This window comes from Phytomonospora sp. NPDC050363 (genome assembly GCF_040655735.1).
Taxonomy (GTDB): domain Bacteria; phylum Actinomycetota; class Actinomycetes; order Mycobacteriales; family Micromonosporaceae; genus Phytomonospora.
Map to the genome: position 1 here is coordinate 234,125 of NZ_JBFAKK010000013.1, position 13,989 is coordinate 248,113.

The following is a 13,989-nucleotide window of genomic DNA, read 5'->3' on the forward strand; positions in this document are numbered from 1 at the left end:
CACGACACCATGGTTTGAAGCTGGACAAGAAGTGCGCGGTGTTGTCTCATTGCGGCGGTCGAGACCGAGAGGTCCTCATCGGAAATGGGATTCGCACATGACGTACTGCTGGAAGAAGGCCGCGCTGGCCGTCGGGGCCGCGGTCGCGCTGAGCGGGATCGGCGCCGGGGCGCACTCGGTGCCGGTGTCCGCGTCGGAGGAGGCCGCCGGGAACGGGGTGCGGATCACCCGCTACCTGGGCTTGCAGACCCTGCCGCACAAGATGGAGTTCGAGGGCACCGTGGTGGGCGGCTTCTCCGGCATGGACCGGGATCCGCTGACGGGGATCTGGTACTTCCTGTCCGACGACCGCTGGCGCTACAACCCGGCGCGCTTCTACACCGGCCGGCTCGACATCGACCCGGTCACCGGTGACTTCGGCGGCGTCGAGGTCACCGGCGTCGAGACGCTCCTCGATGAGAACGGCGAGCCCTACCCCGGCTTCGGGAAGCAGCGCTCGGTCGACCCGGAGTCGATCCGCTTCGACCGCTGGTCGAGGCAGTTGCTGTGGGCGCAGGAAGGCGACCGTCCCGACGCCGGGCACCCCGATGTGCCGCTGGCGCAGCAGTCGCTGCGGTGGGCCACGAAGTCCGGGCGGCACCTCGGCGAGGTACGGCTGCCGGACAACCTGAAACTGACCGAGACCGACAGCGGGACCCGCCGCAACACCGGCATCGAGGCCCTGACCTTCACCGCGACCGGCATCGTCGCGGCCAACGAGGATCCCCGCTACGAGGACGGGCCCCTGCCGACGGTCGACGAGGGCGCCACCACGCGCATCACCGTGTGGGACCGCCTCCACCGGGTCAAGGCCCAGTACGCCTACGAGATCGACGCGCTCCCGGCCGCGCCGATCCCGCCCGGCGGCATCACCGACAGCGGTGTGTCGGAGATCCTCGCCGTCGACGGCGGCCGCTTCCTGGTGCTGGAGCGCTCGTGGATCGAGGGTGTCGACTACCGCACGAAGCTCTACGAGATCGACCTGCGCGGTGCCACCGACGTGCTCGACCGCGACAGCCTCGCCGACGGTGAGGGCTACACGGCCGTCTCGAAGCGGCTGGTACACGACTTCGGCGACTCCGATCGCCCGCAGCAGAACCTGGAGGCGATGGCCTGGGGGCCGCGCCTGCGCACCGGTGAGTGCACGCTGGTGGTCGCCGCCGACGACAACTTCGACTCGCGCGAGGTCGCCGAGTTCCACGCCTTCGCCGTCCGGGGCTGCTGAGTCCGGCGGGTGGGGCCGCCGACGGGCGGCCCCACCGTCAGGCGAGGAGTTCGGTGAGGAGCCCGCGGACGCGGCCGGCGGCGTGGTGGTCGAGGAGGGCGGCGGCCATTTGGGAGCGGCCGGCGTTGTGGACGCAGACGAAGAGGACTTCGGGGTTTGGGGCGGTCATGCGGGTTTCCCTTCGAAGCGGCGGCGCAGGGACAGGGCGGCGTAGACGAGGGCTACGAGGACGGGGACTTCGATGAGGGGTCCGACGACGCCGGCGAGGGCTTGTCCGCTGGTGACGCCGAAGGTGGCGATGGCGACGGCGATGGCGAGTTCGAAGTTGTTGCCGGCGGCGGTGAAGGCGAGGGTCGTGGTGCGTTCGTAGGTCATGCCGAGGGCGCGTCCGAGGGCGAAGGATCCGGTCCACATGAGCGCGAAGTACGCGAGCAGGGGCAGGGAGATGCGGGCGACGTCCCATGGGCGGGAGGTGATCTGGTCGCCTCGGAGGGCGAAGAGGATGACGATGGTGAACAGCAGGCGGTGAGCAGGCCGATGCCCATCGCCAGGGCGATCCACAAGGGTAGGAAGCGGTCCAGTCGCGACAGGCGCGCGACGACAGGTGCGGTGTCGGGCGTCTGTTCGGTGCTGGTCACGCGGCCACCGCCGGGAGCGGGGCGAGGACGGTCGACAAGCGCTCCATGGTTTCGGGCACCGCGCGGTAGTAGACCCAGCTGGCGCGGCGCTGGCTGGTGATCAGCCCGGCGTCGCGCAGGACCTTGAGGTGGTGGCTGATGGTCGGGCCGGTCAGGGTGAAGGCGTCGGTGAGGTCGCAGACGCAGTGCCGGCTCAGCCCCTGGGCGCGTACATGATCACCGCGACGCCGATCAGGCAGATCACGGCGCCGATCACGTCGTAGCGGTCGGGCCGGAACTTGTCGACGACCATCGCCCAGCCCAGCGACCCGGCGACGAACACGCCCCCGTAGGCCGCCAGGATCCGCCCGAAGTTCGCGTCCGGCTGGAAGGCGGCCACGAATCCGTAGGCGCCCAGTGCGACCACGCCGCCGGCGATCCACCACAGCCCTCGATGCTCCCGCCAGCCCTGCCACACCAGCCAGGCGCCGCCGATCTCCAGCAACGCGGCCAGCACGAACAACAGAAGCGAGCGCGCCACGGTCATGGGCCGGGACGTTACCCGAGCGGCAGCGGGCAGGCCGGTGACGCGGGCCTCGACCTCGGTGAGCCTCCGCCGGCGAGGGCGGCGGCTCGCCGAGCAGCCCGCCGTTCGTAGAAGCGCAGCGGCGACACCGCACCCGGCACCGACCGCAAGCCCGCCGCGCCCGGTAACCTTGCCCGCTGTGAGCCCCGCATCAGCCAGGACCGCGACCACCAGGTCGCCGCTGCGCCGTGCCGTGTTGCTGCTCACAGTCCTCGCCGCCGTGCTGGTCGGCACCGTCTGCGCCGGTCAGGCCGCCGCGCACGCCGTCGTGGAACCGGCCTCGACGGCCGTGTCGCAGCCCGACCCCGACGGGCCCTGTCTCCCGCACCCCGACCTGCCCGAGCACTCCGCCCGGGCCGTCGGAGCCGCCTTCAGCGGGACCGACCTCGCCGACGGCGACGCGCACGCCTCCGCCGGTCCCGACCGCTTCGCGGTGCGGGCCGTGGCCATGCCCGTGGAGCACCTTCCCGCAGCCGAGACGGGACGCCTGCTCGCTGTTCTGTGCGTCTGGCGGACGTAGGCCGGGTCGACCGTCCCTCCCCGCCGGTTCCGTCCGCGTACCGGCGCGCGTCAGCCGACCCGCTCACAGACAGGCGTGACCCATGGCAAAGAAGAAGAACACCCGTCCCGCGGGTGGCAAGAAGACCCGACCCCGCCCGCCCGCGGCCAAGGCCGCCGTCGCCGCACCGCAACCGCGTCGGCGGGGGATGAGCACCAACCTGAAGATGACGATCGGGCTCATCGCGGCCGCGATCATCGCGATCGGTGTGACCGTCGTCCTGTCGAACAGCGGCGAGAGCACGGCCGCGTCGACCTCGCCGACCGACGAGCGCCTGGTGCGCCCCGACTCGCACAAGCTGTCCACCGCCGCCGATGGCAAGGTCACCCTCGTCGAGTTCCTCGACTTCGAGTGCGAGTCCTGCGGTGCGCTCTACCCCGACATGGAGAGGTTGCGCGCCGAGTACGACGGCCGCATCACCTTCGTCGTGCGCTACTTCCCGCTGCCCGGGCACAAGAACGGTGAGCCGGCCGCGCGTGCCGTCGAAGCGGCCGCCGCGCAGGGCAAGTTCGCCGAGATGTACCGCAAGATGTTCGAGACCCAGTCGGCCTGGGGCGAGAAGAGCGAACCGCAGGACGGGGTCTTCCGCGGCTTCGCCGGTGAACTCGGGCTCGACCTGGCCGCCTATGACGCGGCCTTCGCCGACCCGGCGACCGCCGCGCGGGTGCAGAAGGACCAGGACGACGGCATCTCGCTGGGCGTCGACCGGACGCCGACGATCTACCTCAACGGCGAGCCGGTCGAGCGGCCCGGTTACGAGTCGCTGAAGGAGTCGATCGACAAGGCGCTGGCGTGAGCGCCGCCCGGCAGGCGCCGCTCACGCGGGCACTGGCGTGGGTGCTGACGGCCGGCGGCGCGATCGGGCTGGTCGCCGCGTTCGTGCTGACGGTCGAGAAGATCGCGCTGCTGAAGGACCCCGGTTACCGGCCCAGTTGCAGCATCAACCCGATCCTGTCCTGCGGTTCGGTGATGAAGACACCGCAGGCGGAGGCCTTCGGGTTCCCCAACCCGCTCATCGGGGTCGCCGGTTTCGCGGTGGTCGCCGCGATCGGCGTGGTGCTCCTGACGGGCGCGCGCCTGCCGCGCTGGTTCATGCTCGGCCTCCAGGTCGGCGCGACCTTCGGCGTGGTCTTCGTGCACTGGCTGATCTTCCAGAGCCTGTACCGGATCGGCGCGCTGTGCCCGTACTGCATGGTCGTGTGGGCGGTGACGATCCCGGTGTTCTGGTACACGACGCTGGCGAACCTCACCTCGGGCGACCTGCCGGTACCGCGGCCGTGGCGACGGGCCGTCGAGGGCGTCGCGCGCTTCCACAGCGCGGTGCTGGTGGCGTGGTACCTGCTGATCATCGTGCTGATCGGCGAGGAGTTCTGGTCGTACTGGCGGACGTTGCTGTGACCGCCGGGGCGGTCTTCGGGCCGCCCCTACCGTCGACGCCCGACACGGGACCGGCCCCTCCGAAGAGGGGCCGGTCCGTGCGGTCCGCCGCGCTCCCAACAGCCGCGGTCCGCCTTCCTACACGCTGATCCTGCCCGCGCCGGCGCCGCCCGTCACGATCGACTTGACGTTGCCGGAGGGGTCGAGGGTGTAGCTGTACGGGATCGACGCGACACTGCCGCGCGTCTCGGGTGCGCCGGAGTTGACCGAGGTGTTGTTGCGGAACACCAGGTTGCCGTCCGGCGAGCTGCCCTCACCGACGTGCGTGGGCTCCTCGACGTTCTCGAAGTAGTTGCCCTCGACGAGGACGCCCGCGTTGCACGTGGTCGCGACACCGTAGCCGCTGTTGCCGTTGTAGTAGTTGTTGTAGACGTGCACCGGGTTGCCGAAGCGGACCCGGGGGTGCCGCTGGGTCGTCTGGTCGAACCAGTTGTGGTGATACGACACGCGCAGGTGGCCGATGTCCTGGCTGCCGTTGTCGTCACTGTGCCCGAGCAGCAGCGTCTTGTCGTGGTCGTAGAACCGGTTCCACGACACGGTGGCGAAGTCGGAGCCGCGCTTGATGTCCACGGCGCCGTCATTGCCGTCGGTGAAGGTGTTGTGGTCCACCCAGATGTTCTTCGACGAGTCCTGCACGTTGATGGCGTCGTCGCCCCATCCGCGGAAGGTGATGTTGCGGATGATGACGTTGGTCGCGCCGTCGACGTCGAGGCCGCCGCCGGTGATGGTGGCTCCACTGTTGCCCAGCACGCTCTTGTTGCTCGTCACGTCGTTCATGCCGGAGATGTTGATGGTGCCCGACACCCGGATGATGAGCCTGCCGCTCTGCTTGAGGGCGGCGGTCAGCGCGCTCGCCGTGGACACGGTGACCGTGGAGCCGCCGGCCCCGCCGGTGGTCCCGCCGTTCTGGCTCGCCCAGCCCGTGGGGCTGGTCTCCGCCAGCGGGACCACCGCGGCCGGTTCGGCCGGCTCGGCGCCGGCCTGGTGCGGGAAGAGCATGCCGGAGGCGGCCAGTACCGCCGCGCCGATTAACGCCGGGAGTCGCGTCCGTCGTCGTGTGGTCATGGGGATCATCCCTTTCGGAAGGTGTAAACCCTTTGACACAAGGCTGCAATGGTCCCGAAATCATGTCAATACGCGGCATTTGCAGTTTTATTGCAACTAATCCGGACAGAACCGGCCGAGCCGATCCCGAAACGGATCGGTTGCCCGCTATATGTCCGTCTTGTGTAGAGTGTCGGCTGGTGCGATTTGCACCGACCTCGTCAGTTTTCGCGCAGATGCATCCAGGCGTGGACCAGCGGAACGTCGCCGAGGCTGATCAGGTGGTGGTCCTCGCCCGGCTCGATCACCAGGACGTCGCCGGCCTCGAACGGCGTCGTCTCGCCGTCGATCTCGACCAGCCCGCTGCCCTGGAGCACGCAGAACACTTCGGGAACATCGTGGGTGTGGTAGCCCTCGGGGTGAGTGCGTTCCCCGTGTCCGTACGAACTGACACCTCCACGGTCGATGAGATGGCCGTCCACGACGGGCGCGAAGACCGGCCCGGAGCCGCGCGCGGCCAGGTCGGCGAGAGTGAACTTGCGCATGTGGTTCCTCCTTAACGGATCGCCCAGGGGGCGGGGAGTTCGCTGAACAGTGCGGTACGGGCACCCGCCGCCTCGATGACGGAGTTGACGCCGTCGACGACGAGGTAGGGCCCCTCACGATGGAGGTGTCCCTCCGGGATCTGAGTGACGGGCGCGGCCGCCACCGCTTCGATGACGGCGGTGAACGGCTCGGTCGCCGACAGCGGCGCCAGCAGCGGCGATCCCTGCTCGCGATGCGCGATCAGGTCGTCGAGCAGGTCGACGCGACCGGGAACGGTCTCGGTCTCGCCTCCCGGAAGGCGCAGCCGGTCGGTCGGGTACTCGAAGAGCGCCTTGCCCGCCGAGCCGGCGACGGTGAGGTCGCCCTCGATCTTGGCCGCCTCGCCGCACAGGGTCACCGCGACCAGAATCGCCGGTCCGTCGTGGAAGGTCAGGCGCAGGCAGGCGGTGTCGTCGACCTCGATGTCGCGTGCCCGGAAGCGCTCGACCTCGATGCCCGAGGGGATCCCGGCCCCGGCGACGGCCAGTGCCTGCATGACCGCGTGCGCGAAGGGATTGGCCAGCGCGCCGTCGAGGGACCGACGGCCGTCCATCGTGGACTTACCGGCCCAGTCCGAGCGCCGGTAGTACTCGTCGGGCCGCCGCCAGGAACCGGTGACCGTGATCGACCGGACCTCGCCCAGATCGCCGTCGCCGATCGCGGCCCGCAGCAGGGGAAGGGCCGGTGAGCCGAGGGCCTGGAAGTTGACCTGGCAGGCCCGGCCCGACTCGTCCAGCAGCGCGGTGAGCCGGCGGTGCTCGTCGAGCGAGGTGACCGGGGGCTTCTCCAGCAGGAGGTCGGCGCCCGCGGCCACCGCGTCGGCCGCGATCGGCAGGTGCGTGTGCGGCGGCGTGCAGACCACGACGATGTCGGGACGTGTCTCGGCGAGCAGCTCGCGATGGTCGGTGAAGACCGGTGTGCCCTCGGGGATCGGGGCGTCCGGCTCGGAGGTGAGCGGGGCCAGGTCGCACAGCCCGGCAAGGCGCACCCGGCCGGACTCGACCCGGGCGGCGATCCGGCGGCGGTGCCACAGGCCGTGGCCACCCGCGCCGATGACGGCCACCGTCGGAACGCTCATGACAATCCCTTCACGAGGTCGGCGGCGCCGTGACGGGCCAGCTCGCCGAGCCAGCCGGCGACCAGGTCGCGCAGTTCGCCGTCGTCGGCGAGTTCGGGCGGGAAAACCTGGCGCAGGCCGAAGACCGCCGCCACGGCGTCCTCCGGTGAGCCGTTGGCCGATGCCAGGGCCGCCCTGATGGCGGGTGCGTAGGGATCGTCGAGGTCGAGCGCGGTGCCGTCGTCGGCGGTGCCGGCCGCGAAGCGGATCCAGGCCGCCACCGACAGCGCGCCCAAGGCGGGACGGGCGCCGTCGGACCGGCGTTCGGTGATGGTGCGCAGGATCCGCTGGGGAAGCTTCTGGCTGCCGTCCATGGCGATCTGGAGGGTGCGGTGGGCGATGGCAGGGTTGGCGAAGCGTTCCAGCACCTCCTCGCCGTAGTCCACCACGGACACACCGGGCGGCGGCCGCAGGCCCGGCGCGATGTCCTCGGCGATGAACCGTCGCATCAGCGCGGCCATCCCCGGCATGGCGAGGGTCTCGGCGATCGTCCGGCGGCCGGCCAGCGCGCCGAGGTAGGCCAGGGTGGAGTGGACCCCGTTGAGGGTCCGCAGTTTGAGGTCCTCCCAGGGGGTGACGTCGTCGGTGAGGACGGCTCCGGCGGCGGCCCAGTCCGGTCGACCGGCGGGGAAGTGGTCTTGGAGGACCCACTGGATGTAGGGCTCGGCGTCGACGGCCCCGAGGTCCTCGACGCCGAGGGAATCGGTGACGCGACGGTAGGTCTCCGGCGTGGAGGCCGGGACGATGCGGTCGACGGCGGTCGCCGGGAAGGCGACGTTGGCGTCGATCCAGCCGATCGTCTCCTCGTCGGCGTTGGACAGCGCCAAGGCCTGGAAGACCATCCCGCGCAGCCTTTTACCGTTGCCCGGCAGGTTGTCGCAGCTGACCACGGCGATGGGTGCCCGGGTGCGGGCCCGGGCGATCAGGGAGCGCGCGAGCAGGCCCGGGATCGTCAGCGGGGCGGCGGTTCCGGCCAGTTCGGCGAGCAGGTCGGCGTCGGCGACGAGTGAGCCGTCGACCGGGTCGAGTCGGTGGGCCTTCTCGGTGACGGTCAAGGTGACCACGCCGATCGCCGGATCGGCGATGAGGCCGACGATCCCGGCGGGGTCGGTCGGCAGGTGCCGCGTTGCGGTGATCGCGCCGCACACCTTGGTGTGCGCGCCTTCGCCGGACAGCGTGGAGACCGTGAAGAGGCCGTCCTGCGCGCCGATGGCGTCCACGAGGGACCGTGAGCGCGGCGCGACCGCCACGATGCCCCAGTCGCCCCCGGCGGCGGCCATCGCCCGCTCGGTGTAGACGGCCTGGTGGGCGCGGTGGAAGGCGCCCAGCCCGAGGTGGACGATCCCGGCCCGGGCGTCCCCGGGCGCCACGAGTGGCCCGGTGCCATCGGGGAGGGACGCCAGAGCCTGGCGGCCGAGTCGTGTCACCGCCATGCCGGTCCGTCCGGGAAACCGAAGCGGGCGACCGACTCCGGGCGCATCGCGACGCTGTAGCCGGGCTGCTCGGGCAGGTGGTAGCGGCCGTTCTCGACGCGGACCGGGTCGGTGAAGTGCTCGTGCAGGTGGTCGACGTACTCGATCATCCGGCCGTCGAGGGAGCGGCCGACCCGCAGGTAGTCGAAGATCGCCAGATGCTGCACGTACTCGCACAGGCCGACGCCGCCGGCGTGCGGGCAGACCGGGACGCCGAACTTCGCGGCCATCAGCAGGATCGAGAGGACCTCGTTGACGCCGCCGACGCGGCAGGCGTCGACCTGGCATACCCCGATGGCCGAGGCCTGTAGCAGCTGCTTGAAGATGACCCGGTTGGCCGCGACCTCACCGGTGGCGACGCGTACCGGCGCGACGGCCCGGGCGACCCGGGCGTGGCCGAGCACGTCGTCGGCGTGCGTGGGTTCCTCGATCCAGTACGGGTCGTAGGGCGCCAGGCGCTCCATGTTGGACACCGCCTCGTCGACGTCCCAGACCTGGTTGGCGTCCATCATCAGCAGCGCGTCGGGGCCGATCTCCTCGCGGATGATCGCCGCGCGCCGGACGTCGTCCTCGATGGGCCCGCCGACCTTCATCTTCACCGCTCGCCAGCCCTCGGCGACCGCTTGGCGGGTCAGGGCGCGGACCTTGTCGTCGGGGTAGCCGAGCCAGCCGACCGAGGTGGTGTAGGCCGGGAAGCCTTCCGTGCGCAGCAGTTCGAGGCGCTCGTCGAGGCCCTTCTCCCCTTCGCTGAGGATCGCGTGCGCCTCGGCGGGGGTGATCGCGTCGCCGATGTGGCGAAAGTCGACAGCGGCGACCAGTTCGTCCGCGCTCATCTCGGCCAGCAGCTGCCACAGTGGACGGTCGGCCAGCCGGGCGCGCAGGTCCCACACGGCGTTGACCACGGCGCCGGCGGCCATGTGGATGACGCCCTTCTCCGGGCCGAGCCAGCGCAGTTGGGGGTCGGCGGTCAGGGAGCGCCAGAAGGTCACCGGTTCGGCGAAGATCTCCTCGACCGTGCGGCCCTCGACGTGGTGCGCCAGGGCCTTGACCGCGCCGACGGTGAGCTCGTTGCCGCGCCCGTTGGTGAAGGTCAGGCCGGCGCCGGTGGGGCCGGCCTCGGTGCGCAGTTCGACGTAGGTCGCCGAGTAGTCGCCTCGGTTGATGGCGTCGGAGCCGTCGGCGTCCGCGGCGGTGGGGAAGCGGACGTCGTGCACGTCGACGGCGATGATGCGGGTGGTCACTCTCAGCGCTCCTGGTCGAGACGGAAGATGCGGCGGGGGAGGTGGTAGGCGAGGTCGACGACGGTCTCGGCGGCCTCGTCGGCGTCGAGGCGGTGCTCGGCGACCAGTCGGGCGCAGTAGGCGGCGTCGACCCGGCGGGCGATGTTGTGGCGGACGGGGATCGAGCAGAACGCGCGGGTGTCGTCGACGAATCCGGTGGTGTTGGCGAAGCCGGCGGTGTCGGTGACGGCCTCCCGGAAGCGGCGCAGGCCGTCGGGGGAGTCGAGGAACCACCAGGGCGCGCCGAGGTAGAGGGCGGCGTAGCCGCCGGCGAGGGGCGCCAGTTCGCGGCTGAAGGTGGTCTCGTCGAGGGTGTAGACGACCACGCGCAGGCGGGGATCGTTGCCGTGCCTGGACAGCAGCGGTTCGAGGCCCTTGACGTAGTCGGTGGCCTGGGGGATGTCGCCGCCGACGTCGCGGCCGTGGGTGGCGTGCAGCCAGCGGTTGTGGTTGCGCACCGAGCCCGGGTGCAGCTGCATGACCAGGCCGTCCTCAATGGACATGCGGGCGAACTCGAGGATCATGTGCGCGCGGAAGGACTCGGCGTCGGCGGCCGTGGCCGTCCCGCGCAGGCCCCGCTCGAAGACCGCCGCGGCGCCCTCCGGTCCGAGGTCGGCGGTCGCCGCCGTGGGGTGCCCGTGATCGCTGGAGGTGGCGCCGGCGGCGATGAAGGCCTCCCGGCGCGAGCGCAGCGCGGCGAGGTATCCCGTGAAGGACGCGGTGTCCTCACCGGTGATCTCGCCGAGTCGCGCGACCCGTCCGGCCCAGCCGTCCCAGTCCATGTCGACCACGTCGTCGGGCCGGAAGGTGGTGATGACCCGCCCGCCGGGTCCGCCCCAGCCGTCGGCGGCGAGGCGCGCGTGCGCGGCCAGGTCGTCCAAAGGGGACTCGGTGGTGGCCAGCGTCTCGATCCCGAAACGGGTGAACAGGGCCCGCGGCCGGTACTCCGGTTCGGCCAGACGCGCCGAGAGCTGGTCGTAGACGTCGTCGGCGGTGTCGCCCGACAGGGGCGTCTCCACGCCGAACACGTCGGTGAAGGTCTGTTCGAGCCAGAGGCGGGAAGGCGTGCCGCGGAACAGATGCCAGTTGTCGGCGAGCAGCCGCCAGATCTTGCGGCCGTCGGTCTGCGAGGTGGTCCCGTCGACGCTCGGCACGCCCAGCTCGGACGGCGCGATGCCCTGGCTGAGCAGCATCCTCGTCACGTAGTGGTCGGGCACGACGAACAACCGCGCCGGGTCGCCGAAGGGCGTGTCGTCGGCGAGGATCGCCGGGTCGACGTGGCCGTGCGGGCTGATCAGGGGCAGGTCGCGGGTCAGCGCGAACAGCTCCCGGGCGATGGCGCGGACGGACGGGTCGGGCGGGAACAGGAGGTCAGGGTGGGGCATGCGGGCTCCTCGGAGGTCACGTCAGGGCGAGCAGGTCGGCGACGGCCACGGCCTCGCCGCAGGCGATGGATGCGTTGGCGGCCAGGCCGGTGAGCAGCGCGGCGGCGCCGTCGCGGGAGGTCGCCGAGCGGTCCAGTGGGTCGGTGGCGCCGCCGAACAGGACGGCGGTCATCGCCGCGTCGGCGCCGCCGTGCCCGCCGGCGGGCGACGAGGGCAGCTCGACGCTCTCCGGTGGCCGCCAGAACGGATGCAGGGTCAGGCGGGTCGCGCCGCGCTCGGCGGGGGCCTCGGCTCCGTGGAGTGCGGCTCCCTTGACGTGGCCGGCGGTTCGCGGGTCGACGTGGTCGTTCTCGACGACCTCCAGCTCCAGCCGCCCGGCACTGCCGTTGAACATCACCCGGTAGCCCTCCCAGGGGGCGTAGGCCGTGAGGTGATAGGTCATCGAGGCGCCGGTGTCGTAGCCGACCAGCACCGACATGTCGTCCTCGATGGACGCTCCGGGAGCGAAGACGTTGCGGTCGCGCAGATACCCGTCGTGCTCCTCGGCGCCCAGGTAGAGCTCGGCGAGGCCGGGATTGTCGGCGAGGTGCAGGGCGAAGGGGTCGGACGCGGCTTCGGGGGATCCGTGCACGCGCTCGTAGCCGCGGTCGTAGCCGTGCCGGGATCCGTTCTCCCCGTAGAAGAACAGGCGTCCCTGCGCGTAGACCCGCTCGGGCCGCGCGCCCAGCCACCAGTTCACCAGGTCGAAGTGGTGTCCCGACTTGTGCACCAGCAGCCCGCCGGAGCTGGCCTTGTCGCGGTGCCAGCGGCGGAAGTAGTCGGCGCCGTGGCGCACGTCGAGCAGCCACTCGAAGTGCACCGACCCGATCTCGCCGATCACCCCCGAGGCCAGCAGCGTGCGGACCTTCTCGTGGGCTGGTTTGAAGCGGTAGTTGAACGCGACCCGCACGCGGCCGTCGGTGTCGGCGTCGAGGATGCGGCGGCAGCGTTCGGCGTCGACGGTCATCGGCTTCTCGGTGATGACGTCGCGGCCGGCGGCCAGCGCGGCGAGGATGTACTCGTCGTGCGTGCTGTCCACAGTGGTCACCACGACGGTGTCGGCGCCGGTCTCGTCGAGCATCGCGGTGAACTTCTCGGCCGGGTACAGCGCCGCGGGGGCGGCGCCGAGGCCGGTGAGACGGCGGTTGTGCGCGGCCAGCCGCGCGGGATTGGTGTCGGCGAGTGCGACGAGTTCGGCCCGCTCGGCGTGGTCGACGGCGATGGCGCCGACGAACATCTCCGCGCGGGCGCCGGTGCCCACGAGTGCGTACCGGTGTCGCTGCCCGGCCGGCTTCGGCGTGCTCATTGCGCCTCCGCTTGGACGGCAAACGTTTGCAGCCAAAGTTAGCGGCGGCGTCGAATCCAGTCAACAGCCGGAAATAATGCGTCCACTTTGGGTTGTTAACTACGTGGATGACGCGTCGATCGGCAACATCCCGGTAACCCGAGCTGTTGACAAGCTCACAATCGTTTGCATAAATAGGCCGCAGAAGAACCGACAGCACACTCCTCTAGGAGACGAACGAGAAGGCGGGCCGGCGACGTGGCAGTGACGATCAGGGACGTGGCGAGAGTCGCGGGAGTGCACATCTCCACCGTCTCCCGCGCGTTCTCCGCCCCGCACCTGGTGCACGCCGAGACGAGGGCGAAGGTCCTCAGCACCGCCGAGCAACTCGGCTACCGCCCCAACCGGGCCGCCCGGGCCCTCATCACCGGGCGCACCCACAACATCGGCCTGATCGTCGCCGACATCGCCAACCCGTTCTTTCCGCCGCTCATCAAGGCCGCCGAGAGTCAGGCCCGGATGCGCGACCACCACGTGTTCGTCGCCGAGACCGACGAGGATCCCCTCGTCGAGGCCGAACTCGTCCGGGCGCTGTCCAAGCAGGTCGACGGGATCGTCCTGTGCAGCCCGCGCCTCAACAACACCTCGATCGAGCAGCTCGCCCGCGAGGTACCGCTCGTACTGGTCAACCGCCGCGTGCCCGGGCTCCCCTCGGTCACCATGGACGTCGCCCACGGCGCCGGCCTGGCCATCGACCACCTGGTCGCCGACGGCCACCGCGACATCGCGCTGCTCACCGGGCCGCGCGGTTCGTGGACCAGCCGCGAACAGCGTCGAGCGGCCACGCAGGCGGCCGACCGATCCGGAGCCAGACTCACCGTCTCCGGCCCCAACCACCCCACCGAGGACGGCGGCATCGCCGCGGCCGAGCAGATCGTCGGCAGCGGAGCCACCGCCGTGCTCACCTACAACGACCTGATGGCGATCGGTCTCATCGAAGGCCTCGACCGGCTGGGGAAGCGCGTGCCCGCGGACGTCAGTGTCGTCGGAGTCGACGACACGATCCTCGGCCGCGTCACCCGCCCCCGCCTCACCACCGTTGCCACCCCGACCGCGGCAGCAGGACGCGCCGCCGTCGACATGCTGCTGCAGCACGGTGACGATCGCCGCACCACCGCCCAAGTGTCCTTGCAGACCGAACTGATCGTCCGAGACTCCACCGCGCCACCACCGGGAACGCCGCCGCACGGCCATGCGACCGCGTCCCCGGCCGTGGACAGCGCCCTATAGAGGCGCTGCGGCCGAGCCGCCGTTAGGTG

14 protein-coding genes and 2 pseudogenes are annotated in these 13,989 nt (G+C 71.0%); 5 read left to right on the forward strand and 11 right to left on the reverse strand.

What is annotated here, in order from left to right:
• Positions 1 to 97 precede the first annotated feature (97 nt).
• Entirely contained in the window at positions 98 to 1,264 is a 1,167-nt protein-coding gene (locus AB0I28_RS30690) for an esterase-like activity of phytase family protein (RefSeq protein ID WP_357499177.1), read from the forward strand.
• A 37-nt stretch (positions 1,265 to 1,301) separates the two neighbouring features.
• On the opposite strand, the gene AB0I28_RS30695 is transcribed toward AB0I28_RS30690, so the two are convergent.
• The 4 genes and pseudogenes from AB0I28_RS30695 to AB0I28_RS30710 form a co-directional block, all read right to left on the reverse strand.
• The gene (locus AB0I28_RS30695; protein WP_357499178.1) at positions 1,302 to 1,433 is read right to left on the reverse strand and encodes a hypothetical protein; all 132 of its coding nucleotides are present in this window, start codon (positions 1,431 to 1,433) and stop codon (positions 1,302 to 1,304) included.
• Positions 1,430 to 1,786 (reverse strand): annotated as a pseudogene (locus AB0I28_RS30700) (arsenical-resistance protein); the annotation flags it as partial. The pseudogene AB0I28_RS30700 and the gene AB0I28_RS30695, both read right to left, overlap by 4 nt.
• Before the next feature lie 112 nt (positions 1,787 to 1,898).
• Positions 1,899 to 2,087, reverse strand: a pseudogene (locus AB0I28_RS30705) (metalloregulator ArsR/SmtB family transcription factor); the annotation flags it as partial.
• An 8-nt stretch (positions 2,088 to 2,095) separates the two neighbouring features.
• Positions 2,096 to 2,428, reverse strand: a complete 333-nt coding sequence (locus AB0I28_RS30710) for a YnfA family protein (RefSeq protein WP_357499179.1) — start codon at positions 2,426 to 2,428, stop codon at positions 2,096 to 2,098.
• A 178-nt stretch (positions 2,429 to 2,606) separates the two neighbouring features.
• Between AB0I28_RS30710 and AB0I28_RS30715 the strand changes: the two genes are divergently transcribed.
• From AB0I28_RS30715 to AB0I28_RS30725, 3 genes are all read left to right on the forward strand, one after another.
• Positions 2,607 to 2,987 carry a hypothetical protein gene (locus tag AB0I28_RS30715; RefSeq protein ID WP_357499180.1) on the forward strand — a complete coding sequence of 127 codons (381 nt, stop codon included), beginning with the start codon at positions 2,607 to 2,609 and terminating at the stop codon, positions 2,985 to 2,987.
• Positions 2,988 to 3,174: 187 nt separating this feature from the next.
• Positions 3,175 to 3,822, forward strand: coding sequence for a thioredoxin domain-containing protein (locus AB0I28_RS30720; protein WP_357499207.1), 648 nt, complete (start codon positions 3,175 to 3,177; stop codon positions 3,820 to 3,822).
• Positions 3,819 to 4,424 carry a vitamin K epoxide reductase family protein gene (locus AB0I28_RS30725; protein ID WP_357499181.1) on the forward strand — a complete coding sequence of 202 codons (606 nt, stop codon included), beginning with the start codon at positions 3,819 to 3,821 and terminating at the stop codon, positions 4,422 to 4,424. Before AB0I28_RS30720 ends, AB0I28_RS30725 begins: the two co-directional genes overlap by 4 nt.
• A gap of 117 nt (positions 4,425 to 4,541) precedes the next feature.
• Here AB0I28_RS30725 and AB0I28_RS30730 read toward each other — a convergent pair whose 3' ends face one another.
• From AB0I28_RS30730 to AB0I28_RS30760, 7 genes are all read right to left on the reverse strand, one after another.
• Positions 4,542 to 5,528: a right-handed parallel beta-helix repeat-containing protein gene (locus AB0I28_RS30730; RefSeq protein WP_357499182.1), complete on the reverse strand. Its 987-nt coding sequence runs from the start codon at positions 5,526 to 5,528 to the stop codon at positions 4,542 to 4,544.
• Positions 5,529 to 5,728: 200 nt separating this feature from the next.
• The gene (locus AB0I28_RS30735) at positions 5,729 to 6,052 is read right to left on the reverse strand and encodes a cupin domain-containing protein (protein ID WP_357499183.1); all 324 of its coding nucleotides are present in this window, start codon (positions 6,050 to 6,052) and stop codon (positions 5,729 to 5,731) included.
• Positions 6,053 to 6,063: 11 nt separating this feature from the next.
• A complete protein-coding gene (locus AB0I28_RS30740) occupies positions 6,064 to 7,170 on the reverse strand; it encodes a Gfo/Idh/MocA family oxidoreductase (RefSeq protein WP_357499184.1) in 1,107 nt (368 codons plus the stop codon).
• Positions 7,167 to 8,642 (reverse strand): mannitol dehydrogenase family protein, encoded by a 1,476-nt coding sequence (locus AB0I28_RS30745; RefSeq protein WP_357499185.1) that lies wholly within the window; start codon positions 8,640 to 8,642, stop codon positions 7,167 to 7,169. Before AB0I28_RS30745 ends, AB0I28_RS30740 begins: the two co-directional genes overlap by 4 nt.
• On the reverse strand, positions 8,633 to 9,922 hold the full coding sequence (locus AB0I28_RS30750; RefSeq protein ID WP_357499186.1) for an enolase C-terminal domain-like protein: 1,290 nt from the start codon (positions 9,920 to 9,922) through the stop codon (positions 8,633 to 8,635). Before AB0I28_RS30750 ends, AB0I28_RS30745 begins: the two co-directional genes overlap by 10 nt.
• Positions 9,923 to 9,924: 2 nt before the next feature.
• On the reverse strand, positions 9,925 to 11,346 hold the full coding sequence (uxaC, locus tag AB0I28_RS30755) for a glucuronate isomerase (protein WP_357499187.1): 1,422 nt from the start codon (positions 11,344 to 11,346) through the stop codon (positions 9,925 to 9,927).
• Between the two features lie 16 nt (positions 11,347 to 11,362).
• Positions 11,363 to 12,691 (reverse strand): Gfo/Idh/MocA family oxidoreductase, encoded by a 1,329-nt coding sequence (locus AB0I28_RS30760; protein WP_357499188.1) that lies wholly within the window; start codon positions 12,689 to 12,691, stop codon positions 11,363 to 11,365.
• Positions 12,692 to 12,928: 237 nt separating this feature from the next.
• Here AB0I28_RS30760 and AB0I28_RS30765 point away from each other — a divergent pair, with 237 nt between their 5' ends.
• Positions 12,929 to 13,960 carry a LacI family DNA-binding transcriptional regulator gene (locus AB0I28_RS30765; RefSeq protein ID WP_357499189.1) on the forward strand — a complete coding sequence of 344 codons (1,032 nt, stop codon included), beginning with the start codon at positions 12,929 to 12,931 and terminating at the stop codon, positions 13,958 to 13,960.
• Positions 13,961 to 13,989 lie beyond the last annotated feature (29 nt).

What these genes read in the sequence shown, in the direction of transcription:
- AB0I28_RS30690 (WP_357499177.1), top strand. Translation starts at nt 98, where the DNA reads ATGACGTACTGCTGGAAGAAGGCCGCGCTGGCCGTCGGGGCCGCGGTC.
- AB0I28_RS30695 (WP_357499178.1), bottom strand. Translation starts at nt 1,433, where the DNA reads ATGACCGCCCCAAACCCCGAAGTCCTCTTCGTCTGCGTCCACAACGCC.
- AB0I28_RS30710 (WP_357499179.1), bottom strand. Translation starts at nt 2,428, where the DNA reads ATGACCGTGGCGCGCTCGCTTCTGTTGTTCGTGCTGGCCGCGTTGCTG.
- AB0I28_RS30720 (WP_357499207.1), top strand. Translation starts at nt 3,175, where the DNA reads ATGAGCACCAACCTGAAGATGACGATCGGGCTCATCGCGGCCGCGATC.
- AB0I28_RS30730 (WP_357499182.1), bottom strand. Translation starts at nt 5,528, where the DNA reads ATGACCACACGACGACGGACGCGACTCCCGGCGTTAATCGGCGCGGCG.
- AB0I28_RS30735 (WP_357499183.1), bottom strand. Translation starts at nt 6,052, where the DNA reads ATGCGCAAGTTCACTCTCGCCGACCTGGCCGCGCGCGGCTCCGGGCCG.
- AB0I28_RS30740 (WP_357499184.1), bottom strand. Translation starts at nt 7,170, where the DNA reads ATGAGCGTTCCGACGGTGGCCGTCATCGGCGCGGGTGGCCACGGCCTG.
- AB0I28_RS30745 (WP_357499185.1), bottom strand. Translation starts at nt 8,642, where the DNA reads ATGGCGGTGACACGACTCGGCCGCCAGGCTCTGGCGTCCCTCCCCGAT.
- uxaC (WP_357499187.1), bottom strand. Translation starts at nt 11,346, where the DNA reads ATGCCCCACCCTGACCTCCTGTTCCCGCCCGACCCGTCCGTCCGCGCC.
- AB0I28_RS30760 (WP_357499188.1), bottom strand. Translation starts at nt 12,691, where the DNA reads ATGAGCACGCCGAAGCCGGCCGGGCAGCGACACCGGTACGCACTCGTG.